General features: G+C 40.6%; 27 protein-coding genes. 16 read left to right on the top strand and 11 right to left on the bottom strand.

Going from position 1 to position 26,197, the window contains the following annotated elements; translation table 11 throughout:
- Window positions 1-4: 4 nt before the first annotated feature.
- The 14 genes from atpB to deoD all read left to right on the top strand — a co-directional run bounded on the left by atpB (window position 5) and on the right by deoD (window position 14,166).
- A complete protein-coding gene (gene atpB, locus BCU84_RS16310) occupies window positions 5-826 on the top strand; it encodes a F0F1 ATP synthase subunit A (protein ID WP_102529135.1) in 822 nt (273 codons plus the stop codon).
- A gap of 33 nt (window positions 827-859) precedes the next feature.
- Window positions 860-1,117: a F0F1 ATP synthase subunit C gene (gene atpE / locus BCU84_RS16315; protein WP_012157432.1), complete on the top strand. Its 258-nt coding sequence runs from the start codon at window positions 860-862 to the stop codon at window positions 1,115-1,117.
- A 27-nt stretch (window positions 1,118-1,144) separates the two neighbouring features.
- Complete coding sequence (atpF, locus tag BCU84_RS16320) at window positions 1,145-1,615, top strand: F0F1 ATP synthase subunit B (protein ID WP_055025454.1); 471 nt, start codon at window positions 1,145-1,147, stop codon at window positions 1,613-1,615.
- 16 nt (window positions 1,616-1,631) lie between these two features.
- Window positions 1,632-2,165 (top strand): F0F1 ATP synthase subunit delta, encoded by a 534-nt coding sequence (atpH, locus tag BCU84_RS16325; RefSeq protein WP_102529136.1) that lies wholly within the window; start codon window positions 1,632-1,634, stop codon window positions 2,163-2,165.
- Between the two features lie 14 nt (window positions 2,166-2,179).
- On the top strand, window positions 2,180-3,721 hold the full coding sequence (gene atpA, locus BCU84_RS16330; RefSeq protein WP_102529137.1) for a F0F1 ATP synthase subunit alpha: 1,542 nt from the start codon (window positions 2,180-2,182) through the stop codon (window positions 3,719-3,721).
- A gap of 51 nt (window positions 3,722-3,772) precedes the next feature.
- Window positions 3,773-4,633, top strand: coding sequence for a F0F1 ATP synthase subunit gamma (gene atpG, locus BCU84_RS16335; protein WP_102529138.1), 861 nt, complete (start codon window positions 3,773-3,775; stop codon window positions 4,631-4,633).
- 34 nt (window positions 4,634-4,667) lie between these two features.
- Entirely contained in the window at window positions 4,668-6,059 is a 1,392-nt protein-coding gene (atpD, locus tag BCU84_RS16340) for a F0F1 ATP synthase subunit beta (protein ID WP_102529139.1), read from the top strand.
- 33 nt (window positions 6,060-6,092) lie between these two features.
- On the top strand, window positions 6,093-6,521 hold the full coding sequence (locus BCU84_RS16345; protein ID WP_102529140.1) for a F0F1 ATP synthase subunit epsilon: 429 nt from the start codon (window positions 6,093-6,095) through the stop codon (window positions 6,519-6,521).
- A gap of 183 nt (window positions 6,522-6,704) precedes the next feature.
- Window positions 6,705-8,069 (top strand): bifunctional UDP-N-acetylglucosamine diphosphorylase/glucosamine-1-phosphate N-acetyltransferase GlmU, encoded by a 1,365-nt coding sequence (gene glmU, locus BCU84_RS16350; RefSeq protein WP_102529141.1) that lies wholly within the window; start codon window positions 6,705-6,707, stop codon window positions 8,067-8,069.
- 142 nt (window positions 8,070-8,211) lie between these two features.
- Window positions 8,212-8,982, top strand: a complete 771-nt coding sequence (locus BCU84_RS16355) for a DeoR family transcriptional regulator (protein ID WP_102529142.1) — start codon at window positions 8,212-8,214, stop codon at window positions 8,980-8,982.
- 57 nt (window positions 8,983-9,039) lie between these two features.
- Complete coding sequence (gene glmS, locus BCU84_RS16360) at window positions 9,040-10,869, top strand: glutamine--fructose-6-phosphate transaminase (isomerizing) (RefSeq protein WP_102529143.1); 1,830 nt, start codon at window positions 9,040-9,042, stop codon at window positions 10,867-10,869.
- A gap of 145 nt (window positions 10,870-11,014) precedes the next feature.
- Window positions 11,015-11,785 carry a sulfite exporter TauE/SafE family protein gene (locus BCU84_RS16365; protein ID WP_102529144.1) on the top strand — a complete coding sequence of 257 codons (771 nt, stop codon included), beginning with the start codon at window positions 11,015-11,017 and terminating at the stop codon, window positions 11,783-11,785.
- A gap of 390 nt (window positions 11,786-12,175) precedes the next feature.
- A complete protein-coding gene (locus BCU84_RS16370) occupies window positions 12,176-13,402 on the top strand; it encodes a NupC/NupG family nucleoside CNT transporter (protein WP_102529145.1) in 1,227 nt (408 codons plus the stop codon).
- Window positions 13,403-13,455: 53 nt separating this feature from the next.
- Window positions 13,456-14,166 carry a purine-nucleoside phosphorylase gene (gene deoD / locus BCU84_RS16375; protein WP_102529146.1) on the top strand — a complete coding sequence of 237 codons (711 nt, stop codon included), beginning with the start codon at window positions 13,456-13,458 and terminating at the stop codon, window positions 14,164-14,166.
- Window positions 14,167-14,259: 93 nt separating this feature from the next.
- On the opposite strand, the gene BCU84_RS16380 is transcribed toward deoD, so the two are convergent.
- The 8 genes from BCU84_RS16380 to BCU84_RS16415 form a co-directional block, all read right to left on the bottom strand.
- Window positions 14,260-15,054 (bottom strand): nuclear transport factor 2 family protein, encoded by a 795-nt coding sequence (locus BCU84_RS16380; protein ID WP_241906463.1) that lies wholly within the window; start codon window positions 15,052-15,054, stop codon window positions 14,260-14,262.
- Between the two features lie 203 nt (window positions 15,055-15,257).
- Window positions 15,258-16,124, bottom strand: coding sequence for a helix-turn-helix transcriptional regulator (locus tag BCU84_RS16385; protein WP_102529148.1), 867 nt, complete (start codon window positions 16,122-16,124; stop codon window positions 15,258-15,260).
- 115 nt (window positions 16,125-16,239) lie between these two features.
- Entirely contained in the window at window positions 16,240-16,602 is a 363-nt protein-coding gene (locus BCU84_RS16390) for a hypothetical protein (RefSeq protein ID WP_102529149.1), read from the bottom strand.
- A gap of 236 nt (window positions 16,603-16,838) precedes the next feature.
- Window positions 16,839-17,090 carry a hypothetical protein gene (locus BCU84_RS16395; RefSeq protein WP_102529150.1) on the bottom strand — a complete coding sequence of 84 codons (252 nt, stop codon included), beginning with the start codon at window positions 17,088-17,090 and terminating at the stop codon, window positions 16,839-16,841.
- Between the two features lie 141 nt (window positions 17,091-17,231).
- A complete protein-coding gene (gene pstB, locus BCU84_RS16400; protein WP_102529151.1) occupies window positions 17,232-17,981 on the bottom strand; it encodes a phosphate ABC transporter ATP-binding protein PstB in 750 nt (249 codons plus the stop codon).
- Window positions 17,982-18,065: 84 nt separating this feature from the next.
- Window positions 18,066-18,965, bottom strand: coding sequence for a phosphate ABC transporter permease PstA (gene pstA, locus BCU84_RS16405; protein ID WP_102529152.1), 900 nt, complete (start codon window positions 18,963-18,965; stop codon window positions 18,066-18,068).
- 2 nt (window positions 18,966-18,967) lie between these two features.
- Entirely contained in the window at window positions 18,968-19,873 is a 906-nt protein-coding gene (gene pstC, locus BCU84_RS16410) for a phosphate ABC transporter permease subunit PstC (RefSeq protein ID WP_102529153.1), read from the bottom strand.
- 99 nt (window positions 19,874-19,972) lie between these two features.
- Window positions 19,973-20,782, bottom strand: a complete 810-nt coding sequence (locus BCU84_RS16415) for a phosphate ABC transporter substrate-binding protein (protein ID WP_102529154.1) — start codon at window positions 20,780-20,782, stop codon at window positions 19,973-19,975.
- A gap of 544 nt (window positions 20,783-21,326) precedes the next feature.
- On the opposite strand from BCU84_RS16415, the gene BCU84_RS16420 reads away from it, so the two are divergent.
- Window positions 21,327-22,526, top strand: a complete 1,200-nt coding sequence (locus tag BCU84_RS16420; protein ID WP_102529155.1) for a potassium/proton antiporter — start codon at window positions 21,327-21,329, stop codon at window positions 22,524-22,526.
- 32 nt (window positions 22,527-22,558) lie between these two features.
- On the opposite strand, the gene BCU84_RS16425 is transcribed toward BCU84_RS16420, so the two are convergent.
- The 3 genes from BCU84_RS16425 to BCU84_RS16435 form a co-directional block, all read right to left on the bottom strand.
- A complete protein-coding gene (locus BCU84_RS16425) occupies window positions 22,559-22,771 on the bottom strand; it encodes a DUF2061 domain-containing protein (protein WP_102529156.1) in 213 nt (70 codons plus the stop codon).
- Window positions 22,772-23,038: 267 nt separating this feature from the next.
- Window positions 23,039-23,941, bottom strand: coding sequence for a 1,4-dihydroxy-2-naphthoyl-CoA synthase (locus tag BCU84_RS16430; RefSeq protein WP_102529157.1), 903 nt, complete (start codon window positions 23,939-23,941; stop codon window positions 23,039-23,041).
- 84 nt (window positions 23,942-24,025) lie between these two features.
- Window positions 24,026-24,373 carry a hypothetical protein gene (locus tag BCU84_RS16435; protein ID WP_102529158.1) on the bottom strand — a complete coding sequence of 116 codons (348 nt, stop codon included), beginning with the start codon at window positions 24,371-24,373 and terminating at the stop codon, window positions 24,026-24,028.
- 171 nt (window positions 24,374-24,544) lie between these two features.
- Here BCU84_RS16435 and ccoG point away from each other — a divergent pair, with 171 nt between their 5' ends.
- The gene (gene ccoG / locus BCU84_RS16440; protein ID WP_102529159.1) at window positions 24,545-25,972 is read left to right on the top strand and encodes a cytochrome c oxidase accessory protein CcoG; all 1,428 of its coding nucleotides are present in this window, start codon (window positions 24,545-24,547) and stop codon (window positions 25,970-25,972) included.
- Window positions 25,973-26,197: the final 225 nt, after the last annotated feature.

Consider the following 26,197-nt stretch of genomic DNA (forward strand, 5'->3'; position numbering starts at 1 on the left):
AATCATGGCGACAACTGGTGAAGCATTAAATGCTTCCGAGTATATCCAGCATCACCTGACTAATGCGAAAATGTGTTCTGCTGATGGCGGGATTGCTTTTAATCATGCATGTCAAGATGCCGGTTTTTGGACTTGGCACATTGACTCACTTTTGTTTTCAGTAGGTCTTGGGGTTCTATTTTTGTGGGCATTCTTCAAAGTAGGACAAAAAGCAACAACTGGCGTTCCAGGTAAATTTCAATGTTTCGTTGAAATGTGCGTGGAAGGTGTAGATAAAATCGTTAAAGACTCATTTCATGGGCGTAACGCTGTTATCGCACCATTAGGTCTGACTATCTTTGTCTGGGTTTTCCTGATGAATTTAATGGACTTAATTCCAGTTGACTTTGTACCTGAAGCCGCAAACAGATTTTTAGGTGTTCCTTACCTTAAAATTGTACCAACAACCGACTTAAACGTAACTCTAGGTCTAGCCTTGAGTGTGTTCGCGTTGATTGTTTTTTACAGTATTAAAGTAAAAGGATTTGGTGGTTTCACAAAAGAAATGACCTTACAACCTTTCAATCATTGGTCTTTGATTCCAGTAAACTTAGTATTGGAAACAGTGACTCTGATTGCGAAACCGATTTCATTATCGCTTCGTCTGTTTGGTAACCTGTATGCAGGTGAGTTGATCTTTATTCTGATAGCACTGATGCCTTGGTGGGCTCAGTTTGCACTATCAGTGCCTTGGGCTATTTTCCATATTTTGGTTATTGTGCTGCAGGCGTTTATCTTCATGATGCTTACGATTGTATATCTAAGCATGGCACATGAAGAACATTAATTTATTTAAAATTAGTTATTTATCGGAGATAAAATGGAAACTGTAATTAGCTTTACAGCAATAGCTGTTGCGATCATGATTGGCTTAGCAGCGCTAGGTACTGGTATTGGTTTTGCTATCTTAGGTGGTAAATTCTTAGAAGCTTCAGCTCGTCAACCAGAACTAGCTCCAGCATTACAAACTAAGATGTTCATCGTAGCTGGTCTACTTGATGCGATCTCAATGATTGCAGTTGGTGTTGCATTATTCTTCGTATTCGCTAACCCATTCTTAGGTCAATTAGCTGGCTAATCGCCCCCCTTAGAAGGAGTTGTCGTTATGAGTATTAACGCTACCCTGCTAGGCCAAGCGATTTCTTTTGCACTCTTCGTGTGGTTTTGCATGAAGTTTGTATGGCCGCCATTGATGAACGCTATCGAAGAACGCCAGAAGAAAATTGCCGATGGGCTAGCTGATGCAGGACGTGCTGCAAAAGATCTAGAGTTGGCTCAAGCGAAAGCTAATGAGCAACTAAAAGAAGCGAAGGCGACTGCTAATGAAATTATTGAGCAAGCTAATAAGCGTAAAGCTCAAATAGTTGAAGAAGCTAAAATTGAAGCTGATACAGAGCGTGCGAAAATCATCGCTCAAGGTCAAGCTGAAATTGAAAACGAACGTAATCGCGTTAAAGATGACTTGCGTAAGCAAGTTGCTACTCTTGCCGTAACTGGTGCAGAGAAAATTCTTCAACGTTCGATTGATCCAGAAGCTCACAGTGACATAGTTAATAAACTTGTTGCTGAAATTTAATTAAGGAATCGGAGTTATGGCTGAAATAAGCACCATTGCTCGTCCTTATGCAAAGGCAGCTTTTGATTTTGCTGTTGAACATAAAGCAATTGAAGATTGGGCAGAAATGCTGAACTTCGCGGCATTGGTAAGTGAAAACGAATCAATTAAACCGTTGCTTGGTGGTTCATTGGCTAGTGCGAAACTTGCCTCACTATTTATTGAAGTATGTGGTGAGCAGGTCAATGCACAGGGTCAAAACCTTATAAAGGTTATGGCTGAAAACGGTCGTTTAGAGATACTGCCATCAGTATCTTTACTTTTTGCTGAATATCGCAATGAGTGGGCAAAAGAAGTTGAAGCAACTGTTGTTTCAGCGACTGAGCTAAGCTCTGAGCAGCAAGAGCAAATTAGTGTTTCTCTTGAGAAACGTCTCGCACGCAAAGTTAAGCTGAATTGTAGTGTAGATGCAGCGCTTATTGGCGGTGTAATTATTAAATCAGGCGACTTAGTCATTGATGGCTCTGTTAGCGGTAATTTATCGCGCTTGTCTGATAAGCTACAATCGTAATTGGGAGTTTGAGCATGCAACTGAATTCCACTGAAATCAGCGATCTGATTAAACAGCGGATCGAGCAGTTCGACGTCGTTAGTGAAGCTCGCAACGAAGGTACAATCGTTGCAGTAAGTGACGGCATCATTCGCATTCACGGCCTTGCCGATGTAATGCAAGGTGAAATGATCGAACTGCCTGGTGGCCGTTTTGCAATCGCGTTGAACTTAGAACGTGATTCTGTCGGTGCCGTAGTAATGGGCCCTTATGCTAATTTAGCTGAAGGCGCAAAAGTTAAGACTACTGGTCGTATTCTTGAAGTACCAGTAGGTCGTGGTTTATTAGGCCGCGTTGTTAACACTCTTGGTGAGCCAATTGATGGAAAAGGACCAGTCGATAACGATGGTTACTCTCCAATCGAAGTGATTGCTCCTGGTGTTATTGAACGTCAGTCTGTAGATCAACCAATCCAAACTGGTTATAAAGCCGTTGATGCCATGATCCCAATTGGTCGTGGTCAACGTGAATTGATTATTGGTGACCGTCAGACTGGTAAAACAGCGATGGCTATCGATGCAATTATTAACCAGAAAGATTCAGGCATTAAATGTGTATACGTAGCTGTAGGGCAAAAAGCTTCTACTATCGCTAACGTTGTACGTAAGCTTGAAGAGCACGGTGCATTAGCTAACACTATCGTTGTAGTAGCAACAGCTTCTGAAGCTGCAGCATTACAATACTTAGCACCTTACTCTGGTTGTTCAATGGGTGAATACTTCCGTGACCGCGGTGAAGATTCTTTAATCGTATATGATGATCTATCTAAGCAAGCAGTTGCTTACCGTCAGATCTCTCTACTATTGAAGCGTCCACCAGGACGTGAAGCATACCCAGGTGATGTATTCTATCTACATTCTCGTTTATTAGAACGTGCTTCACGTGTAAACGAAGTCTATGTAGAGAAATTCACTAACGGTGAAGTAAAAGGTACAACCGGTTCTTTAACTGCGTTGCCTATTATTGAAACCCAAGCAGGTGATGTATCTGCATTCGTACCGACTAACGTAATTTCTATTACTGATGGTCAAATCTTCCTTGAAACTGATTTATTTAACTCAGGCTTACGTCCTGCTGTTAACCCAGGTATCTCAGTATCTCGTGTTGGTGGTGCGGCTCAGACTAAGATCATTAAGAAACTGTCTGGTGGTATTCGTACCGCGTTAGCACAGTATCGAGAGCTTGCTGCGTTCTCACAATTTGCATCTGATTTAGATGATGCAACTCGTGCTCAACTTGAGCATGGTGAGCGTGTTACCGAACTTATGAAGCAAAAGCAATATGCTCCTATGAGCATTGCTGCCCAAGCTATCTCAATCTTCGCAGCTGAAAAAGGCTACTTGAAGACTGTAGAACTAAGTAAAATCGGTAGCTTCGAAGCTGCTCTGCTTTCATTCATGAACAGCGAACATGCTGAGCTTGTTAATACTATTAATGCTTCTGGCGATTACAACGCAGACATTGAAAGTCAATTAAAAGCGGGCATGGACAAGTTCATTGAAACCCAAACCTGGTAATAATTATCGAGGTGTCTTTGGGCACCTTCGGTCCCAGATTGGAGAGTAGAAATGGCCGGCGCTAAAGAGATTAAAACCAAGATCGCGAGTGTTAAAAACACTCAAAAGATCACTTCTGCAATGGAAATGGTTGCTGCCAGCAAAATGCGCAAAGCGCAGGAACGTATGGCATCTAGCCGCCCGTATGCAGAACATATGCGTAAGGTGATCGGTCACGTAGCGCAAGGTACTCTTGAATATAAACATCCATATTTGGAAGTTCGAGATGCCAAGCGGGTTGGTTACATTGTTGTGTCAACCGACCGTGGCCTTTGTGGTGGTCTGAACGTTAACCTTTTCAAAAAGGTTGTGTCAGACGTGAAAAACTGGAAAGACCAAGGGGCAGATGTTGAATTTTGTCCTATTGGTGCACGTAGTGTTCAGTTTTTCAAAAGCTTTGGTGGAGATGTTTCTGCCCATGCCTCAGGTTTAGGCGATGCGCCTAAGTTAGCCGATTTAATCGGTACCGTGAGAGTTATGCTACAAGCTTACAACGAAGGTAAACTGGATCGTCTGTTTATTGTGTTTAACAAATTCGTTAATACAATGACTCAGACTCCTGTGATCGAGCAGCTGCTACCTTTGCCTAAATCGGAAGAAGAAGTAGCTAAGTACCCTTGGGATTATATTTACGAGCCAGATCCAAAAGAAATTTTGGAAGTATTATTGACTCGTTATGTGGAGTCTCAAGTTTACCAAGGTGTTGTCGAAAATATTGCGTCTGAACAAGCTGCCCGTATGGTAGCGATGAAGGCAGCAACAGACAACGCAGGCGATTTGATCAGCGATTTGCAGTTAGTTTACAACAAGGCACGACAAGCCGCGATTACGCAGGAATTGTCGGAGATTGTTTCAGGCGCTGCAGCGGTTTAGGTTAGGTAACGAAATCAAGTTTAGAGGATTAATCATGAGCACAGGTACTGTTGTCCAAGTAATTGGCGCGGTTGTGGACGTAGAGTTTCCACAAGATTCTGTACCTCAGGTATATGACGCTCTGAAGATCACAGGTGAAGGAACTTGTAATGGTTTGGTGCTGGAAGTTCAGCAGCAACTAGGTGGTGGTGTTGTTCGTGCCATCGCTATGGGTTCTTCTGATGGTCTGCGTCGTGGTCTAGAGGTAGTAAACTCGGGTTCACCAATTTCTGTTCCGGTTGGGGTTGCAACCCTTGGCCGTATCATGAACGTATTGGGTGAGCCTATCGATGAATGTGGCGACATTGGTGAAGAAGAGCGTTATGAAATTCACCGTGAAGCTCCTTCATACGAAGATCAGTCAAGCTCAACAGAACTTTTAGAGACTGGTATCAAGGTTATTGACCTTGTATGTCCATTCGCTAAAGGTGGTAAAGTTGGTTTGTTTGGTGGTGCTGGTGTTGGTAAAACCGTCAACATGATGGAATTAATTAACAACATCGCAAAAGCACACTCGGGTCTTTCTGTATTCGCTGGTGTTGGTGAGCGTACTCGTGAGGGTAACGACTTCTACTACGAAATGAAAGATTCTGGTGTTCTCGACAAAGTAGCCATGGTATATGGTCAAATGAACGAGCCTCCAGGAAACCGTTTACGCGTAGCATTGTCAGGTTTGACAATGGCTGAAAAATTCCGTGACGAAGGTCGTGACGTACTGTTATTCGTTGATAACATCTACCGTTACACCTTGGCCGGTACTGAAGTATCTGCACTTTTAGGCCGTATGCCTTCTGCAGTAGGTTACCAACCAACATTAGCTGAAGAAATGGGTGTTCTACAAGAACGTATTACTTCAACTAAGTCTGGTTCTATTACCTCTGTACAAGCGGTATATGTACCTGCGGATGACTTAACCGATCCGTCACCAGCAACAACCTTCGCTCACTTAGATGCGACTGTTGTACTGTCTCGTAACATTGCTTCGCTAGGTATTTACCCAGCGGTTGACCCACTGGATTCGACTTCACGTCAATTAGATCCATTAGTAGTTGGTCAAGAGCATTACGATGTAGCAAGCGGCGTACAAACTGTACTTCAACGCTACAAAGAGCTGAAAGACATTATTGCTATCTTGGGTATGGATGAATTATCTGATGAAGATAAAACAACTGTATTCCGCGCACGTAAGATTGAGAAATACTTATCTCAACCTTTCTTCGTAGCAGAAGTCTTTACAGGTTCTCCTGGTAAGTACGTTTCTCTTAAAGACACTATTCGTGGCTTCAAGGGCATCTTGAGTGGTGAGTTCGATCACATTCCTGAGCAAGCGTTCTACATGGTTGGTTCTATCGACGAAGCTGTCGAAAAAGCTAACAAAAAGAAATAACTGAGCATTAGCTTAGTATTTTAGGAGATCTTGATGGCAGCCATGACAGTCAAACTTGATATAGTAAGTGCAGAGAACAGCATGTTCAGCGGTACTGTAAGCTTCTTAGAAGTGAGCGGTACTGAAGGCGAGTTAGGCATTATGCCTAACCATGCTCCTTTGCTAACTAAGATCAAACCTGGCATGGCGCGCATGATTAAGGAAGATGGAAGTGAAGAAGTGATGTATCTTTCAGGTGGTATCCTGGAAGTTCAACCTGATTCAATTTCTGTTCTTGCTGACGTCGCAATGCGTGCCGATGATATTGATGAGCAAGCTGCACTTGAAGCTAAGCAACAGGCTGAAGCGAAAATCGCTAATGCAGGTGCTGACTTCGATTATGAAGCTGCAACAATCGAATTAGCTAAGTCTTTAGCTCAACTTCGTGTTGTTGAAACCATCAAAAAGAACATTGCCAGATAAAGGTTATTGTTTTAAAAAGGCGACCCTAGGGTCGCCTTTTTTGTGTTTGAAATTCTTGCTCTATTTTTGTCAAGTTATCAAATTGATGTAAATGACCTCTAATTTCAAATCATGCTTTCAACCGCCAACTAAACTGCGTTAAAATTAACGTATTAAAACTGAATAGTTGTTCAAGGAATCCCGATGTCATTAAATGTTGTTATTTTAGCTGCTGGTAAAGGAACACGGATGCGTTCTGACTTACCTAAAGTGCTTCATCCTATTGCCCATAAAAGTATGGTGCAGCATGTGATTGATACTGCTAATTCATTAGGAAGTGACGCTATTCAATTAGTTTATGGTTACGGTGCGGATAAACTTAAGAATGTATTAGGTGAACAGTCAGTCAATTGGGTACTACAAGCTGAGCAGTTAGGTACAGGTCATGCTGTAGCGCAAGCAAACCCAAATATTAATGATGAAGATACCGTATTGATCCTTTATGGCGATGTGCCTTTAATTCAACAATCTACTTTAGAAAAGTTATTAGCTGCACGCCCACAAGATGGCATGGCAATTTTGACTGTTAATTTGGATAACCCAACGGGATACGGCCGTATAGTTCGTGAAGGTGGCAATGTAGTAGGTATTGTTGAGCAAAAAGATGCTGATGCTGAACAGCTGCTTATTGAAGAAGTGAACACAGGTATCATGGCGGTACCAGGTAAGCAGTTAAAGTCTTGGTTAGGCCGATTATCTAATTCAAATGCCCAAGGCGAATACTATCTAACAGATATTGTTGCGATGGCGAAAGAAGATGGAGTTGCAATTGATACTGCACAACCAGAATCCGCTGTTGAAGTTGAAGGGGCAAACAACCGAGTTCAACTTGCGCAACTAGAACGAGCTTATCAAGCACGCGCTGCTGAAAAGCTCATGCTAGAAGGTGCTAACCTTCGCGATCCTGCTCGTATTGATATCCGTGGTGAAGTCACAGTAGGCATGGATGTGATGATTGACATCAATGTAATTGTTCAAGGTAAAGTCACCATAGGCAATAATGTCACTATTGGTGCTGGTGCAATTTTGATTGATTGTGATATTGCTGATAATGCTGAAATTAAACCTTATTCTATTGTCGAAGGCGCTAAGTTAGGTAAAGCTGCAAGTGCTGGACCTTTTGCACGTTTACGTACTGGTGCAGAGTTAAAAGATGATGCCCATATTGGTAACTTTGTCGAAATGAAGAAAGCAGTATTAGGCGTCGGTTCAAAAGCCGGGCATTTAGCCTACTTAGGTGATGCAACTATTGGTGCTGGCGTGAATATTGGTGCGGGTACCATCACTTGTAACTATGATGGCGCAAACAAATTTCAAACAGTGATTGAGGATAATGTCTTTGTGGGCAGTGATTCACAACTAATTGCCCCAGTTACCATTGGTAAAGGGGCGACACTTGGTGCTGGCTCTACTATTGCAAAAGACGTCGGTGAAGGAGAGTTAGTTATAACTCGGGTTAAGCAGCGACATATTGCTGGTTGGGCGAGACCAGTTAAGCGTCCTAAATAAAAACTAAACTTTATAGAAACGGCCTGTTATTTAACAGGCCGTTTTTTTATGTCTGATTAAAACTTAGAAAAACTGATTGAAATATTGTCAATAAAGTTTCGATTGATTATAATTATCTTTCGAAACGAAACTTTTGGCAGTTATGAATAAACGTAATACACAGCAACGTAGACATAATATTATTAGCATCTTATCCCAACAAGGTGAGGTAAGTGTCGATGAGTTATCGTTACGCTTTGAAACTTCAGAAGTTACCATTCGAAAGGATTTAGCAACGTTAGAAGAAGCTGGATTACTGCTGCGCCGTTATGGTGGTGCTATTGCTGTGCCTGATGAGGTTACGCAGCAATTTAGCGCTAAGATTGCGCCGAATAAGCTATCTATTGCCAAAAAAGCCGCGCAGCTTATTACAGATCATAATAGAATTCTCATTGATAGTGGCAGCACGACATCGGGTTTGATCCAACAATTAGATAATAAGCGCGGCTTATTAGTTATGACTAACTCATTGCAACTCGCCAATGCTGTTAGAGAACTGGAGAATGAACCAACATTATTGATGACCGGTGGCACCTGGGATCCCCACTCTGAATCCTTCCAAGGGCAAATAGCTGAACAAGTATTACGTTCTTATAATTTTGACCAACTGTTTATTGGAGCTGACGGCATTGATCTTGAGCGTGGGACGACTACGTTTAATGAATTAACAGGCTTAAGTAAAGTGATGGCTGAGGTTTCTCGCGAAGTGATTGTCATGCTTGAGTCAGATAAGTTTGGCCGCAGGATCCCTAACTTAGAGCTAGCTTGGGAAAACATCAGTGTTCTGGTATCAGATGACCGACTATCAGACGATATGGTAGAAAAAATTACTCAATATGGCGTCAAAGTATTACTGGCTCCATATAAAAAATAAATCAAATTACTTTTAATATTAGATTTCTAAATTAAGTGCAAAAATAGGTATTAAATTATGTGCGGAATTGTTGGCGCGGTAGCGCAAAGGGATGTTGCTGAAATTTTAGTTGAAGGTTTGAAACGCCTTGAATATCGCGGATATGATTCTGCAGGTGTAGCTATTATTAACCAAGGTGAATTGGGTCGCACTCGCCGAGTGGGTAAAGTTCAAGAACTTGATGATGCTTTGACTGAACAATCGTTAGTTGGTGGCACTGGTATTGCTCATACTCGTTGGGCAACTCATGGTGAACCAAGTGAGCGTAATGCACATCCACATTTATCTGAAGGTGATATTGCTGTAGTACATAACGGTATTATTGAAAATCACAATAAATTACGTGAGACGCTCAAAGGCTTGGGTTACAGCTTTAGCTCTGACACTGACACAGAAGTTATTTGTCATCTCGTACATCATGAATTAAAAACACATGACACCTTACTTGCAGCTGTTCAAGCGACTGTAAAGCAACTTGAAGGTGCTTACGGAACTGTTGTTATCGACCGTCGTGACAGCGAACGTATGATTGTTGCTCGTAGTGGTAGCCCATTAGTTGTGGGCTATGGACTAGGTGAAAACTTTGTTGCTTCAGATCAATTAGCATTATTACCAGTGACACGTTCTTTTGCATTTTTAGAAGAAGGTGATGTTGCTGAAATTACTCGTCGTGAAGTGAGTATCTTTGATGTTGATGGCAATGCGGTTGAGCGTGAAGTAAAAGAGTCAGAAGTGACTCATGATGCCGGCGATAAAGGTGAGTATCGTCATTACATGCTCAAAGAAATTTATGAGCAACCAACAGCGATAGCACATACACTTGAAGGTAGAATTGCTGCAGGTAAAGTATTGGACTCAGCTTTTGGTGAAAATGCTGCTGAGTTTTTAAAAGATATAAAGCATGTACAAATTATTGCCTGTGGCACGAGTTATCATGCTGGCATGGCCGCTCGTTATTGGTTAGAAGATTGGGCAGGTGTATCTTGTAACGTCGAGATTGCATCAGAGTTTAGGTACCGTAAGTCGCACATGTTCCCAAATAGCTTACTTGTCACCATTTCACAATCTGGCGAAACAGCTGATACGTTAGCGGCTATGCGTTTAGCTAAAGATATGGGCTACAAAGCCACATTGACGATCTGTAATGCACCAGGTTCTTCTTTAGTTCGTGAGTCTGACATGGCTTACATGATGAAAGCCGGTGTTGAAATTGGTGTGGCATCTACTAAAGCCTTTACAGTCCAACTTGCTGGCTTACTCATGTTGACTACAGCTATTGGTCGTCATAACGGTATGACAGAAGAGATGGAAACTGAAATAACTCAAAGCCTACAATCTATGCCAGCTAAAGTAGAACAAGCACTAAGCTTGGATGATGCCATTGCTGAATTAGCAGAAGATTTTGCTGATAAACATCACGCTTTATTCTTGGGTCGCGGCGATCAATATCCTATCGCAATGGAAGGAGCATTGAAGCTTAAAGAGATTTCCTACATTCATGCCGAAGCTTATGCATCGGGTGAATTAAAGCATGGTCCACTTGCGTTAATCGATGCAGATATGCCAGTCATTGTCGTTGCACCGAATAACGAGCTACTGGAAAAGCTTAAATCAAACGTAGAAGAAGTCCGCGCTCGCGGTGGCCTTATGTATGTATTTGCAGATAAAGATGCGGAGTTTGAGTCTGACGACACCATGAAGGTTATTCCAGTACCACACTGTGATGAATTTATGGCGCCGCTTATCTACACTATTCCATTACAGTTATTGTCTTATCATGTTGCCTTAATTAAAGGGACGGATGTAGACCAACCACGTAACTTAGCTAAATCAGTGACAGTTGAATAAATTTAGCGTTTAAAGGTAAGTTTTAAAAAAAGCAGCCATTTATGGCTGCTTTTTTGTTTTTACTTTATAACCTGAAACACATATGGTTATCAGAATTTTAAAGTTGATTTGCACAAGTAACTACCCATAAAAATAAGGCTATAAAGTGATATTTGAGATAACACTGTTGTTCGTTGCTGGGATAATCGGCGGAATACTTAATTCAGTGGCGGGTGGCGGTAGTTTCGTGACATTTCCGGCATTAATGTTTGTCGGGGTTCCCCCTGTGATAGCTAATGCGACCAATACTTTCTCCTCTTTTTTTGGCTACCTTAGTGGTGTTTTCGCCTTCAGAAAAGAACTAAAAGGTCACGGCAAAGAAATTAAAATCATTGTTTTAACGAGTTTCATTGGTGGCGGGGTTGGTGCATGGCTGTTGCTTTGGGCATCAGAAGACGTTTTTCAGAAAGCGATTCCATGGTTACTATTGTTTGCTACTTTGCTGTTTATATTCGGCAGCCAGATTAACCGTTTTGCTAAACAATTATCAAACCAAAGCCAATATGCTTCTAAGTTGGGTGCTGGCTTGTTGTTTCTAGTGTTATTGGCTATCTGTGTTTACGGTGGTTTTTTTAATGCTGGTTTAGGGATAGTGGGGTTAAGTTATCTAGCGCTAGCTGGTTACACGAACATTAACGTCATGAACGGCATTAAGCTGGTTATTTCGTCTTCAGTGTCGCTTATTGCTATCATTTGGTTCATTTATAATGATGCAATAGCATGGTTTGAAGGGGGAATAGTGATGGTAGGTACACTTATTGGTGGTTATATATCTGCTGGTATCTCAATGCGTATTCCACAAAAGTTGATGCGCCAATTTGTCATTGTTATGAGCTGTCTCATTACGGCTTACTTCTTCATTAAGACCTATATCTGATTTAACGTCCCTACTTTATTTACAAAAAGGTCTCTTCAGTAGAGGTTTTTTCACTCTGTTTTGAATATAAAAACATCAATTATCTGTAGTTAATTTTCAGAAAAGATCCTAAAAGTTCGCTTTTATCATTATAGCTTATTGGTCTGTATAGATATCTAATAACGCTTTCTTATTGTTCATATGTTGCGATTGTTTTGAGTTGGTTTTAATTGTGGTTTTTGGGTTGCTTTTGGGTGAGTAGGGTTGTTAGTTTGAGGCGTTTTTTTGCCCTGTTTCTATAGGTTTTCTTTGTGAGTATAAAAATGTAATTCAAGTTGATACAAATAGCTTGAGTCCCGTTACTGCCACGATACACTGCAAGCATCTAAATGCTTAATGAGTAAAAAATGTATGGAAGTTTTCATCAGTTTATTGGGTATGTGCGCATTGATCGGATTGGCCGTTTTATTGTCTGAACGTCGAAGTGCAATTAACCCAAGAACGGTTCTCGGTGCGCTTGCCTTTCAAGTAGCATTTGGCGCTTTTGTGATGTATTTGCCTATGGGGCAGACCTTGCTTGATGCAGCATCAAATGGTGTGATGCATGTAATTAATTACGGTAATGAAGGTTTAGCTTTTGTATTTGGTGATTTAGCCAAATTCAGTGTTGGTTTTATTTTCGTGATTAACGTGCTGTTTGTGGTGGTATTCATTAGTGCATTGATTGCAGTCTTATATTACCTCGGCATTATGCAATTAATTATAGGTGTGATTGGTGGCGGGTTATCTAAGCTGTTAGGGACCAGTCGCGCTGAATCTCTTTCTGCTACTGCCAACATTTTTGTCGGACCTATCGAAGCGCCATCTATGGTGCGTCCATTTGTAAAACATATGACTCGCTCAGAATTGTTTGCCGTGATGACAGGTGGGCTGGCTTCAGTGGCTGGTGGCACAATGATTGGCTATATCCAAATGGGCGTTGACATTAAGTATGTGCTAACCGCTGCATTTATGACGGCTCCAGCGGGTCTATTATTTGCCAAACTGATGTGGCCAGAAACTGAAACACCACGAAATGATATTAAAAAGGTCATGGAAGAGCAGGAAGACAAACCAACTAATGTATTAGATGCTGCAGCAAGTGGCGCTGCAATGGGGATGCAGCAAGTATTAGCTGTATCTGCATTATTAATTGCTTTTGTTGGTTTAATCGCCATGGTTAATGGTTTGATTGGTGGTATCGGTGGCTGGTTTGGTTACGCTGAACTCACCATGCAAGCGATATTGGGTTACTTCCTTGCACCATTAGCTTGGTTGATGGGAGTACCTTGGAGTGAGGCAACCCAAGCGGCATCATTTATTGGCCAGAAAATGGTGATTAATGAGTTTGTTGCCTACATTGATTTCTTAAAAGTCGCTGATGACTTATCGCCAAAAACTCAAATTATTATCAGCTTTGCTTTGTGTGGTTTTGCCAACCTTGGTTCATTAGCAATGGTAATAGGTGGTTTAGCGGCTTTGTGCCCTGAGCGTCGCCAAGATTTGAGTGAAATTGGCATGAAAGCATTGATTGCTGCAGCTTTAGCCAACTTAATGAGTGGCACTATTGCTGGCTTACTATTTAGCCTAGCAAATTAATTTTAACTGTATGTTATGCCTGTTGAGATAACAGGCTTTATCGGAGTAACAAGATGACCCCACATATCAACGCCCCAGAAGGTGCATTTGCAAAAACTGTGTTAATGCCTGGCGATCCTTTGCGTGCTAAATATATTGCGGAGAATTTTTTAGATAACCCAAGGCTTGTGACCGATGTGCGCAACATGTTGGGTTATACAGGCGAATATAATGGTAAAACTATTTCAGTAATGGGTTCAGGTATGGGGATCCCTTCGATTTCCATATATGCCAAAGAATTGATTACTGAGTATGGTGTTGAAAATATCATTCGTATTGGTTCATGTGGTGCAATTAGTGACAGTATTAAACTCATGGATGTAGTTATTGCAATGGGGGCAAGTACAGACTCAGCAGTTAACCGTACACGTTTTGCTAATACTGATTTTGCGATGATTGCCGACTATGGTTTATTACGCTTAGCGACAGATGCAGCGGAAAAACAAGGGGCGAATTACCATGTCGGTAACTTGTACTCTTCTGATTTATTCTACTGTGAAGATGAAAGCCGTTACGACTTAATGGAGAAATACGGCATTTTAGGTGTCGAAATGGAAGCCGCTGGCTTATACGGTGTTGCAGCAGAATATGGTGCTCGTGCACTTGCAATGATGACAGTGACTGACCATATAAGACAAGGTCTTCACTTAACTGCTGAAGAACGTCAACAAACGCTTAATGAAATGATTAAGCTAACTTTAGAGGCGGTTAGTCATATCGAATAACTGCGTTAGTTTAGCTTTAACATGTAAAATGCCGGACTTATTTCTACAGAGGTGAGTCCGGCATTGTTGTTTTATCTGCGATTAAATTAAATATTAAAAACCAAATTTTCCGTTACTGTTTTGCCATTCAGCTTGGGCAGGAATGGTTTCAATGGTGTCCCAATGCTCAACGATCTTTCCATTATCTAGGCGAAACAAATCATAAAAAGCGACGTGCTGGTTCATGAATGTTCCTTCGCTAATGGAAAGCACAAAGTTGCCTTCTCCGAGTACTTTATGGTTTTTGGTCACAATCATAGGCATATTAGCTGCGGCAAGTTCACCTAAAGCTTTGCCTAACCCACTTAGACCATCTGCAATTGCTGGGTTGTGTTGGATATAAGCATTGTCGTCATTATCAATAAATTGATTAATCTTGCTCATATTGCCTTCCATTAATATTGTTGCGACAAAATCAGCGACAATTGCTTTATTCGAATCTGTTTTATCTAAATCTGTTATTTCCGTCGCGCCATCAAGTTGGGTTCTGCCACTTGGGTTGCTTGGTGTTATTGCTTGAAGATTGTCCCAGTGCTCAACAATTTTTCCTTCTTCAAAGCGAAACACATCAAAGCCAACTTTAGGGCCAAAGAAATTATATTCAGTGTGGGTGAAGGTATATTCACCATCTTGGAATGCACGTTTAACTTTGGCTTTTGCGCTTCCTTCGGGAAGCTGCTGCAACACTGCCCCAAAGCCTGCTAATCCATCTGCTACTGCTAAATTATGTTGGGTATACTTTTCTGGGTTGATGTAACCAATGGCTGTTTGCTCGCCTGTTTCGATACTTGAGATTACCGCTACAGCTTTTTGCTTATTAGATAATGATTGTGCGCTTGAGTCTGCCATAGTTATTACTTCCTGATTTGATGTACATGCGATAAGGCTAAAAATGCTGGCTGCTATAAGTGAATGTTTAATAAGGTTAGGTGTTGTCATTGTTTTGTCCTCAATTGGCTTGAGAGCAATATTAGAGATCAGTGGAGTAATTGGGCAGAGTGTATTTAAGTGTAAAAATGGTAAATATCGAACCTAAAGAAAGACGCTAGTGGTTAACTAACCTGCTTTAAAAACTGACTTGGTGTGATATTGGTTTGATTTTTGAAGTACTTAACAAAGTTGCTAGCATCGTCAAAACCAAAGTCATAAGCAATTTGCTGGGAAGGCTTTTTACTTATGACAATATGGCGTTTGATTTCTATAACGGTAAAAGCATCAATCATTTGTTTAGCTGTTAAGCCAGTTGCTAGCTTACAAATGTGATTCAAGGTTTTATAAGTTGTATTAACTTGGTTGGCATACCAGCTTGCATCTCGGGTTTTACGGAAGTGTTGCTGCATTAACTCAAAAAAGCGTGCAAGTTTAACATTTTGATCTAACGACATTTTGTCATGTTTTGCTTCGGGTCGAACCCGGTGTAATATCAAAGCAAGAGCTGAAAATAAATACATGATAACTAATGGATCAGTTTGTGGGTGATTAACCTCTAATGTTATTTGTTCGATTAATAAATTGGCTCTCTGGCAAGTCGGTTGATCCAGATTGAATTGAGGTGAGTGTTGCTGATTAAGATGTGTTGGAGTGTACTTAGGTAAGCGCATATTGGCATGTACTTGATCTAAAAATGCTTGCGTAAAAATAAGTACTTTACCCTGCGGCTTAGCAGAGAAATCAAATGCATGGACCTGTTCTCGCTGGACCAATAATACAGAACCTGCACTGAAAGAGTAATCATTGAAATCAATCATGTGCACTCCCTCGCCTTGCTCTACATAAATGAGCATAAAGAAATTCACTTTATGGGGGAGCTGTGGGTTGTGGTCGATATTGGCTCTTTGATATATCGAGGCGAGATCAATAACCTCGAGTTCTTCTTCATCTGATTGCTGATGGTTAAAGCCAATATCGGGTATATTCAATGTTAAACTCCACTAATATCATAATAAAAGTGTAGTGGAATTTAGCTGCGTCTAGCAAGTCATGAAATTGAAGCTCATCATTGCTAGGCTGCGTGATAATAAAATGATTAAGTGATTATCTCATTCCTAAATTCGCAACGCTGCTATCTTGAGTATATTGTATGGCTTCTTTGCATAAATTAAATTTGTTGTCTTCATCTGACGCTTCGAATTTTGCAATATATAAATCTAATTCATCGCTTGTGCGTTGTGTCATCATCATTTCTTCAATACCTGTTTTATATTTATCAGCCATTAATTTTTTGATGATAGCTGTTTGGCTTGCTGACTCTTCAGATTCAATGTCACTATAAAATGCATCGCAGATCATTAATCCTGCCATGCCAATAGCATCTTCTGTTGATAGTTGTTGAGCGGCTGATACTGGTGGCCCTATAAGTAAACAGCTAGCAATAGCGACTGAGATCAATCTTTTCATTTGTTACCTCTTTTCACACTAAAAAACGTTCTATAAAAATCGAGTTTATGATTAGAAATATTAGCTAGAAATCAGTAGATGTATTGATACTTGACTCAATAGGTTGGCAGTTTTTAGAGTTTTTTATTTATTAAATGACTCAGTTTATTGAACTTGAGCTAACAATTATGTTGCAGCTATAAATGTCGTGAAAAAGATTATTGATAAAGGGTGACGTATCTTCATCAGGATCTAAGTCATTTCATGGTGACTTTGCCGCCAATCATTTTAAATGCAGGGGTGCCACGGACTAAACAATCTCTAGCAAAGGTGATGCTGCAATTAGGGCAGACACAAGCAGTTTTGGTGTAGTCATCGACAATACGCTCTTTAAAGCACTTCACTAACGCACCTTTTCCGCCTTTGCGGTACTTAAACAGCTGGGCTTTACATTTAGCACAGAAAATATCAACGGTGCGGCTTGGGCCTTTCGGGTTGGGTTTTGCCACTTTGAGCTCATAAGGGAAATAGTTAATGACTAAATGGTAAAGCAAAGCTTGCTATTAGTATTGTGTTTGATATTAAAAAGCCTCCATTTTGTGGAGGCTTTTACTTTATAGTTTTTTTGAGGCTCAAACTATCAGAAAAGGTTAACCAAACTCACCGCTAACATACCCTTGAGTACGTGAGTCTTGAGGGTTATTAAATACTTGATGTGTTTCGCCTTGTTCAACCAACTCACCCATCCAAAAAAATGCGGTTCTATCTGAAATACGCTTTGCCTGGTTCATTGAATGGGTCACAATTACGATGGTGAACTTTTTGCGTAACTCATCCATTAACTCTTCAATTTTATGGGTCGCAATTGGATCAAGCGCACTGGTTGGCTCGTCCATTAAGATGACCTCTGGCTCCATAGCAATAGCACGGGCAATACAAAGACGTTGTTGTTGACCACCAGAAAGACCAAATGCTGGCGTATTCAAGCGATCCTTCACTTCTTCCCATAATGCTGCGCCGCGAAGTGATTCTTCTACTACTTGATCAATTACTTTTTTATCTTTAACGCCTTGAGCTTTTAGACCAAAAGCAATGTTTTCATAAATACTCATTGGGAATGGGTTTGGTTTTTGAAAAACCATACCAACACGCATTCTTAAGTTTTTAACGTCTACATCGGCATAAATATCTTCGCCTTCAAATGCGACAGTACCAGTGATTTTTACGCCCGCAACCAAATCATTCATTCGATTTAAAGTACGAAGTAGCGTTGATTTACCACACCCAGAAGGACCAATTAATGCGGTGACTTGGCGTGATGGGATATTGATTGAAATATCTTTTAGTGCGTGGTTCTCACCGTAGAATAAATCTAAGTTGTTTACTTCAAGTTTGTTCATTTTCAGGCCTTTATCTAACACGACTTTTTACGTGTTATTGCTATTTGTTTATGACTATTCGTTTTATGACTATTTGCGTATTGATTAAGATTGTTTATTTAATCGGGTCGCAATCACTTTGGTTGTTAAATTCAATACCAGCACTAATACAATCAATATGGTTGCAGTTGCGTAGGCTTGATCCCACTCATGTTGAGTAAATAACTCTTGGGTTAACTTATATAAATGAACGGTCAATGTTCGGCCTGAATCTAATACTGATTCAGGAATCTGAGTCACCATGCCGGCGGTTAAAAATACCGGTGCAGACTCTCCAATAACGCGGCCAGTACTTAAAATGACTGACGTGACAATACCAGGTAAAGCGCTCGGTAAAATGAGACGCCAAATGGTGTAGATTTTACTGCTTCCTAGCGCATAACCGCCTTCACGGTAACTCATAGGAACAGCCATTAATGCTTCTTCAGTGGTTCGGATAATCACGGGTAAAATGAGCATTGCGAGTGTTAGTGCACCTGAAAGGATAGAGAAACCAAGTCCTAAGGTAGTCACAAAGAATGTCATACCGAATAAACCGTAAACAATAGAAGGAATACCCGCTAATGATTCAGTACAAAAACGAATGACTTGCACGAACTTACTGCCAGGAGCCGCGTATTCAGTTAAGTAAATTGCCGTCATAATGCCTATAGGCGCAGCAAAAGCTAATGAAAGTAGCACCATATAAACGGTTGAAACAATCATTGCCCAAATACCTGATGCTTCACCGATTCGGGTATAAGAACTAGTGATAAATTCCCAGCTTACATGGCTTAAACCATTAGATAAGATGTGCCATACCACCCATAGTAAAAATAAGATGGTGATGCCTGCTGCTGCCCAAATAGCGCCATGCAGCAATTTATCTTGGTTTTCTCTCGATAGTAATGATTTCGAGTCTTTCAGTGTCGAAATAGTCGAGTTTGATTGAGTAAACTTAGACATGATTAGTAAGCTCTCTTGCGGTTTAGATATAACAGTGAACCGTTAAGCAATACGATAAATGCTAATAGCACGATACCGGTAGCATATAAGGCACTTGAGTGGATGCCTGTTGCATAGGACATTTCCATCGCGATATTTGCAGTTAATGTTCTTGCTGGTTCAAGCAATGAGCCTGGCATTGCTGGTGCATTCCCCATCACCATGATAATTGCCATCGTTTCGCCAATAGCACGCGCAACACCTAAAGCAACACCAGTTAAGATGCCACTTTTAGCCGCAGGGATGAGTACTTTAAAAATGCTGTAAACATGTGATGCCCCAAGTGCTAATGCGCCTTCTTTGTATACCGAAGGCAATGCTCTAATTGAGGTTTCTGAAATAGTAATTACAGTTGGCAATATCATAATCGCCAACACAATGATCCCCGCTAAAACAGTGTTACCTGCAGGAATATTAAATAGAGTTTCGATAGCTGGAACAATAATCACCAACCCGAAAAAACCGTAAACAACAGATGGGATACCTGCCAGTAACTCTACGGCTGGTCTTACTAAGTCTGCTAGCCATTTAGGTGCTATTTCAGCAAGGAATACCGCAGTAAGGATGGCAATAGGAACACCGATAATAACTGCGCCTGCAGTTGATATTATCGAGGCGACAATCATTGGGAAAATGCCGTATAGCGCTGGTGGTAACCACTCTTTACCTGTTACAAACTCGGTTACTCCAGCTTCTTTGAACGCTGGTAAACCTTCATTAAATACAAACCATCCAATGGTAGAAACGGATAGAACGCCAACCATAGCGCAACATAGGAATAGACCATGAAAGAAGATTTCTTTTATGTCCACGGTGTTCTTAGGTGCAAGTTGTAGTCCTGTAGATTGGACTTTAGTTGCTGTATTCATCATATGCCTCAGGGTCGTACTGATGATTAAATCATTTAAATATTTGTAGAAACTACAAAAGAGGAGCGCAAGCTCCTCTTAAAAACTTAGTTGTAATTATTACTGAACGCGGATGTAACCTTCTTCAGCAACAATGCTTTGACCATCTTCAGACATGATGAAGTCGATAAAGCCTTCTGCGTTCGGGTGTGGTTTGTTATTCACTAATACGATGAAAGGGCGAGCAATTTGATAGTCGCCAGCTGCGATGTTTGAATCACTTGCTTCAACACCGTCAACATTTAAGGCGCGTAGTGAGTCATCAACACTGCCTAATGAGATATAGCCGATTGCAAATGGGTTGTTAGCAACGATGGTCTTGATCATACCGTTACCGTTACCTACCTGAGCAGTTGGTGTAATAGCCGTTACTTTGTGGCCATTAACCGTACGTTGTAGCTTCATGATTTCTTCAAATGCGCCACGAGTACCTGAACCGTTTTCGCGAGTAACGACAACGATTGGGCGAGACTCACCGCCAACTTCGCTCCAGTTTTTGATTTCGCCGCGATAGATTTTTGAAATTTGTTCTTGAGTTAAGTTCTGAACAGGGTTTGCTTTGTTTACTGCTGCAGCAATACCATCACGAGCAATAACGATTTCTTTTGTTGTATCGTTTAACTCATTCTCTTTAACGTTACGAGAAGACATACCAATCATGCTGGTGCCGTCTTTCGCTGCACGAATACCAGCAGAAGAGCCAGTGCTTTGTACTTCAATGTTCTTTTTAGCAGTGTTTTGATAGTTCTCTGCTAGCACTTCCATAACGTGTGCAACAGATGTCGAACCAGATACTGTTACTGTACCAGCTTGAACAAGAGGTGCCGTCATTAAGCCAACAGCAGTTAATAAACCAATCACTTTTTTCATCACAAATTCCACTTATTATTTGTTTCAATATCCGTCTTGGATATCTGAAGTTAGGGTGCTTCTTTCAACGCTGTAATTTGAAGCGAGTGCATTAAGACAGATCAATATGACAGTAAAGTTACAGTGAAATGGGGTGCTTTATTTTTTACATGGTGCATCTAAGCTTATGTTTTATATATGTTGTTGCGATGTTACTGCTTGTGGTTTGTTAACTATAATTTAGCAAAAAGATATGAGGTTTTCTTAAGTGAGGCTAAAGTTTTGTAGTGCGCAGCCTGGCTGTTTTTTTGTCCGTTAGGTGTAGAAATTTAACTGACTGAATAGTTTTGTGTTAATCGTTGTTTAAGGCTATTTTAAGTTTAGCTGTAAGAAAAGTGCTATATTGTGCGCAAACTAATATTGGTTAATTATTTTATTAAAGTTTTATTACAGTCGTGCTTTATGGTCCGTTAAGTTATAAAACTCTCTACCCTTATAACTTTGGCTTTTATTCCAAAAAGCTAATCTATCAAAATGCGCTTATTCAATTCCTAAAGGTGACTTTATGACAACCGAGATGATCATGATTGGAATGTCTATTCTGATTGTTATTGGCATTCTATTACATCACCCATCTCGTACGCTTGGTATTCCGTCGCTATTTATCTTCATGGGCGTTGGCTTATCACTGGGTAATGGTGAGTTTAACTTTGTATATGACAATTTAGACAAAACGGCTTGGATAGGTGGGCTTGCTTTAAATGTGATTGTTTTTGTGGGGGGCTTAAACACCTCAACAGCAAAAATTAAAGTGGCATATAAAGAGGGCGGAGTATTAGCCTCATTTGGGGTTGTTTTTACTACGATTATATTTGCAGCAATACTTTACTTATTACTCGATTTTAATTTTATTACCTGTTTATTGTTCGCGGCAGTCGTGTCATCAACCGATGCAGCAGCTGTGTTTTCAATTTTGGAATCTAAAAAGCTCAAGTTAAAAGAAGAAACCGATACGGTTTTGGAGTTTGAATCAGCAACCAATGACCCTGTAGCTATGCTAATGGTGATTGTGCTGACAGAAATGGCGCTTTCATCGACGCAATCAGTGACACTGTCGTCGTTAAGCTTAGATTTAGTCACTCAGATATTGGTTGCGGTAGTTGTAGGCTTTTTGATTGGTAAAATTGCAGTGACCTTATTGAGTAAAATAAGCTTATCTGAATACGGGCTCATTCCTGTGTTTGTCTTGGCGAGTTTTATTATTGCGACTTATGGTGCGGAATTAATGGGAGGCAATATTCTATTGGCTTCTTACATTGCTGGCGTGGTGATTGGTAATGGGATTAAACGTGGTCAGCAGGTTAATTTGCACTTCTTTAACAGCCTATCGTGGTTAGCACAGGCGTTGATGTTTATTGTATTGGGACTACAGATTTTCCCACAAACATTAATGACCGTATTTTGGGCGTCTATTATCCCTGGCTTGTTATTAATTTTTGTAGCAAGGCCATTGGCCGTGCAACTGTGCTATTTACCTTTTGTAAAAGCAACCTGGAAAAAACGACTATTTATATCCATGATCGGGTTAAAAGGTGCAACGCCAATTGTGTTTGCACTTATACCTGCAGCAGCAGGCGTACCTGGCGCGATTGATATCGTGCATATGGTGTTCTTTTTTGTGTTGTTTTCTATCTTTATTCAAGGTGGCGCAATCGCACCGTTAGCTAAAAAATTGGGTTTAGAGAAAGAAACTCCGCCAAAATAGCTTCGCTATAACGCTTTCAATCAGAACAAAGATTATGAAACAGCAATACTGGCCAAGTCATTATTAGCTGTTTCATTTGCTTCAATGCGATTCCAGACTTTGTCATGGAAATAAAACACCACTGTATTCACTGCAGGTTCAATTAAAGCGACCGCCCCACCAATGACAATACTGCCTGTTAGTAGGTAGGTAATCGTAAAAGCGACGCTGAAATGTAAAATTGCGAAAGAGATAGTTTTTTTCATGATTAAAGCCTTTTCAGTATTGGTGTTGATTTGATTTAAATGATAACAGTTCTTATTATCATTTAAAGTGTTTTTTACCAATTAAGACGAAAGGTTTATTCGATTAAGGTTTTGTAGGTGTATTTTTTATACTACAAACAAATAAAATCAGAGTTTTGGTGGGTTTTATTCATGTTTATGCTCAGAAGAAACATTGGGAAGTTAGATAAACCCTCTCAATAATTGCAGAGGGTTAATCTTTGAAGCTAGGTTAGTGAGCGAGTGGCGTTAATAATGCCAAGGGAATTTAGAAAAATCCTGATCGCGTTTTTCAAGGAATGCATCACGGCCTTCTTGAGCTTCTTCAGTACCATAAGCAAGACGAGTTGCTTCACCTGCAAATAGTTGCTGACCCACTAAGCCGTCATCTGGCAAGTTAAAGCCATATTTAAGCATGCGCATTGCAGTAGGAGACTTACTATTGATTTCTTTTGCCCAAGATAATGCTTCAGTTTCTAGTTCGGCATGTGGGATAGAACGGTTTACCATGCCCATATCAAATGCTTCATCTGCAGTATAATTAAAACCAAGGAAGAAAATTTCACGAGCGCGTTTTTGGCCAATCATTTTAGCTAAGTAAGCACTGCCGTAACCTGAGTCAAAACTGCCTACATCCGGATCAGTCTGCTTGAATACCGCATGCTCTTTTGAGGCCAAGGTTAAATCACACACCACGTGTAAACTGTGGCCACCGCCAACAGCCCAACCAGGAACAACAGCAATAACCACTTTAGGCATAAAGCGGATGAGTCGCTGTACTTCTAATATATGTAGACGACCCATACGTGCGACATCAGGTTTACCTTCTTCTGCACCTTCATATTTATAGCCATCTTTGCCACGAATACGCTGATCGCCGCCAGCACAGAAAGAATGCTGTCCCTTAGCCGAAGGGCCGTTTCCAGTAATTAACACACAACCAACATCAGACCATTGGCGAGCATGATCTAGTGCGGTGTAGAGCTCGTCTACAGTTTTAGGACGAAAAGAATTAAGACAATCTGGACGATTAATCGCAATCCTTACTGTGCCTTGGTCTTTTGCGCGATGGTAAGTAATGTCTTCAAAGTCGAAGTCGCTTACTGTGTCCCAAAGTGATGGGTCGAAAATATCGGAAACCTGTTGAGTCATTTTACTAGCCTTTTTCAATCGAATATCCAAAGGCTAGGCTGAATTAAATCTCAGGTCAATTGACAGATGTCAGGAAAGTTAAATTTATATCTTGTCACAGATTAATTGCAGGTTTTCTTTGCCAATAACTGGATGTCTAGCACCAAAGCCGCAGTAGTCATCTTTAAATGCTGCCACAGTACTATTATCAGTAAAGATAGCTTTGAATTCAGAGGCCTCTTTGTCTGAAAGTCTTTCTATTACACCTGAAGGAATTGCAATAACCTTCTCACTCTTTCTTATGATCTTTGTGCCTGTCATTGATGTCACCTTGTCATCAGCGCTGTTTATGACAGACTGAATTTCAGCAATAGGTTCATCTAATTTATTTGTTTCGGTCGCAAAGTAGTAAATAACACCGCCAATCAGTGCAATAAGGATCCAGCCTCTCATCATTTAGTCCAATTAAAGTGAATAACCATGAATAATACGAGTATAATATACTCAATTAACACTCTATATACGAGTGTGTAGCAGTTAATAGGTTTTTTTGACTAAAAACGATAACTTATATTTGGTAACTGCCACTTTCTTTGCCCCTTTTATAAGTAGTAAGGCATTAAGATGACACAAGAATCTACACCTAAAGATTACGCCAAACAAAAACGGATTAAGATCCACCAACCCGATGCCAGTAAGGCAGATAGATTTAATCCGAGTAATAGTATTTATGTTCGCGCAGTGACAGGTTTATGGACGACTGTTAGAAGGCGTATTGGCTGGGCAACCATGTCATTCTTTTTAATATTACCTTGGCTGCCTTGGGGAGATCGCCAAGCGGTTTGGTTTAACCTAGCAGAACAGAAGTTTCATATTTTTGGACTGACTATTTGGCCACAGGATTTAACCTTACTCGCAGCACTCTTTACGATTGCCGCATTTGGCTTGTTTTTTGTGACGACTTATCTTGGGAGAGTATGGTGTGGTTACACGTGTCCGCAAACCGTGTGGACCTTTATCTTTATTTGGTTTGAAGAAAAATTTGAAGGCGCACGTAATAAGCGAATTAAATTAGACCAAATGCCATGGAGCTTTAATAAGCTATGGCGAAAAACCGCCAAACACACCTCCTGGATACTTATCTCATTATTAACTGCAATGACCTTTGTGTCGTATTTCGTACCAAGTCGCGAGGTGTATATAGATGTATTTACCTTAAATGCTGATCTAAGCATTTATTTCTGGGTGGTGTTTTTTACCTTTGCTACTTACGGTAACGCAGGTTGGATGCGCGAAATTATGTGTATCCACATGTGCCCATATGCACGATTCCAAGCGGCGATGTTTGATAAGAACACTTATATAGTGGGTTACGATAGTAAACGTGGTGAAACCAGAGGGCCGAGATCTCGTAAAGCTGACCATAAAGAAATGGGCTTGGGTGACTGCATTGATTGTGACTTGTGCGTGCAGGTTTGCCCGACTGGTATCGATATTCGCAATGGACTTCAATACGAGTGTATTAACTGCGGAGCCTGTATTGATGCCTGTGACACTACAATGGAGCGCATGGGCTATGACAAAGGCTTAATTAGTTATACAACCGAAAATAAACTGGAAGATGTTAAAGAGACGATCGTAAGACCAAAACTGATTGGTTACGGCGTAGCATTAACAGTGATGATACTAGTGTTCGTTTATGCCAGTGCCACAATCGCACCTTTGCGTATGGATGTGATTCGTGATCGAAACGCCCTTTACCGTATCACTAATGATGGTTTAGTTGAAAATACCTATACTTTGAAACTGCTCAACAAGACCGAACAAGCTCAAGAGTATCAACTCTCAATGGACGGTTTAGAAGGATATGAGTGGAATGGACCAAAACAAGTTGCAATCAAAGCGGGTGAAGTATTAACACTACCTATTAGTATTGCAGTAGATCCTGGCCAATTGGAACGAACAGTGACAAAAATTAACTTAGTCGTTGACGCCAACATTGAAGGTAAAGCTGTGACTATTAAACAAGAATCAAGATTCTTTGGTGAATAAATGCTGCTATAGCTGGATTAAGGGACTATTTAGTCCCTTTTTTATGCGTTTCGTTTAAAAGTTCATCTGTCATTCATGTTTCTGTCATTTTCTTTTAAAAAGCCCTTGCGCGAAAATCTGATTTGCCTATAATGCGCATCCACTGACACGGCAGAGCGCAATAGCGAAACACTGAGTCAGGTTGATTTGAGATGGTTTTAACCGGTTCAAATTAACGGCAAAAAG

The organism is Shewanella sp. 10N.286.51.B7, assembly GCF_002873615.1.
In the GTDB taxonomy this organism is placed as follows: Bacteria; Pseudomonadota; Gammaproteobacteria; order Enterobacterales; family Shewanellaceae; genus Shewanella; species Shewanella electrodiphila.

Bases quoted from the DNA above. Each gene is read 5' to 3' on its own strand.
- atpB (WP_102529135.1), top strand. From the start codon at position 5: ATGGCGACAACTGGTGAAGCATTAAATGCTTCCGAGTATATCCAGCAT.
- atpE (WP_012157432.1), top strand. From the start codon at position 860: ATGGAAACTGTAATTAGCTTTACAGCAATAGCTGTTGCGATCATGATT.
- atpF (WP_055025454.1), top strand. From the start codon at position 1,145: ATGAGTATTAACGCTACCCTGCTAGGCCAAGCGATTTCTTTTGCACTC.
- atpH (WP_102529136.1), top strand. From the start codon at position 1,632: ATGGCTGAAATAAGCACCATTGCTCGTCCTTATGCAAAGGCAGCTTTT.
- atpA (WP_102529137.1), top strand. From the start codon at position 2,180: ATGCAACTGAATTCCACTGAAATCAGCGATCTGATTAAACAGCGGATC.
- atpG (WP_102529138.1), top strand. From the start codon at position 3,773: ATGGCCGGCGCTAAAGAGATTAAAACCAAGATCGCGAGTGTTAAAAAC.
- atpD (WP_102529139.1), top strand. From the start codon at position 4,668: ATGAGCACAGGTACTGTTGTCCAAGTAATTGGCGCGGTTGTGGACGTA.
- BCU84_RS16345 (WP_102529140.1), top strand. From the start codon at position 6,093: ATGGCAGCCATGACAGTCAAACTTGATATAGTAAGTGCAGAGAACAGC.
- glmU (WP_102529141.1), top strand. From the start codon at position 6,705: ATGTCATTAAATGTTGTTATTTTAGCTGCTGGTAAAGGAACACGGATG.
- BCU84_RS16355 (WP_102529142.1), top strand. From the start codon at position 8,212: ATGAATAAACGTAATACACAGCAACGTAGACATAATATTATTAGCATC.
- glmS (WP_102529143.1), top strand. From the start codon at position 9,040: ATGTGCGGAATTGTTGGCGCGGTAGCGCAAAGGGATGTTGCTGAAATT.
- BCU84_RS16370 (WP_102529145.1), top strand. From the start codon at position 12,176: ATGGAAGTTTTCATCAGTTTATTGGGTATGTGCGCATTGATCGGATTG.
- deoD (WP_102529146.1), top strand. From the start codon at position 13,456: ATGACCCCACATATCAACGCCCCAGAAGGTGCATTTGCAAAAACTGTG.
- BCU84_RS16380 (WP_241906463.1), bottom strand. From the start codon at position 15,054: ATGGCAGACTCAAGCGCACAATCATTATCTAATAAGCAAAAAGCTGTA.
- BCU84_RS16390 (WP_102529149.1), bottom strand. From the start codon at position 16,602: ATGAAAAGATTGATCTCAGTCGCTATTGCTAGCTGTTTACTTATAGGG.
- pstB (WP_102529151.1), bottom strand. From the start codon at position 17,981: ATGAACAAACTTGAAGTAAACAACTTAGATTTATTCTACGGTGAGAAC.
- pstA (WP_102529152.1), bottom strand. From the start codon at position 18,965: ATGTCTAAGTTTACTCAATCAAACTCGACTATTTCGACACTGAAAGAC.
- pstC (WP_102529153.1), bottom strand. From the start codon at position 19,873: ATGAATACAGCAACTAAAGTCCAATCTACAGGACTACAACTTGCACCT.
- BCU84_RS16415 (WP_102529154.1), bottom strand. From the start codon at position 20,782: ATGAAAAAAGTGATTGGTTTATTAACTGCTGTTGGCTTAATGACGGCA.
- BCU84_RS16420 (WP_102529155.1), top strand. From the start codon at position 21,327: ATGACAACCGAGATGATCATGATTGGAATGTCTATTCTGATTGTTATT.
- BCU84_RS16425 (WP_102529156.1), bottom strand. From the start codon at position 22,771: ATGAAAAAAACTATCTCTTTCGCAATTTTACATTTCAGCGTCGCTTTT.
- BCU84_RS16430 (WP_102529157.1), bottom strand. From the start codon at position 23,941: ATGACTCAACAGGTTTCCGATATTTTCGACCCATCACTTTGGGACACA.
- BCU84_RS16435 (WP_102529158.1), bottom strand. From the start codon at position 24,373: ATGAGAGGCTGGATCCTTATTGCACTGATTGGCGGTGTTATTTACTAC.
- ccoG (WP_102529159.1), top strand. From the start codon at position 24,545: ATGACACAAGAATCTACACCTAAAGATTACGCCAAACAAAAACGGATT.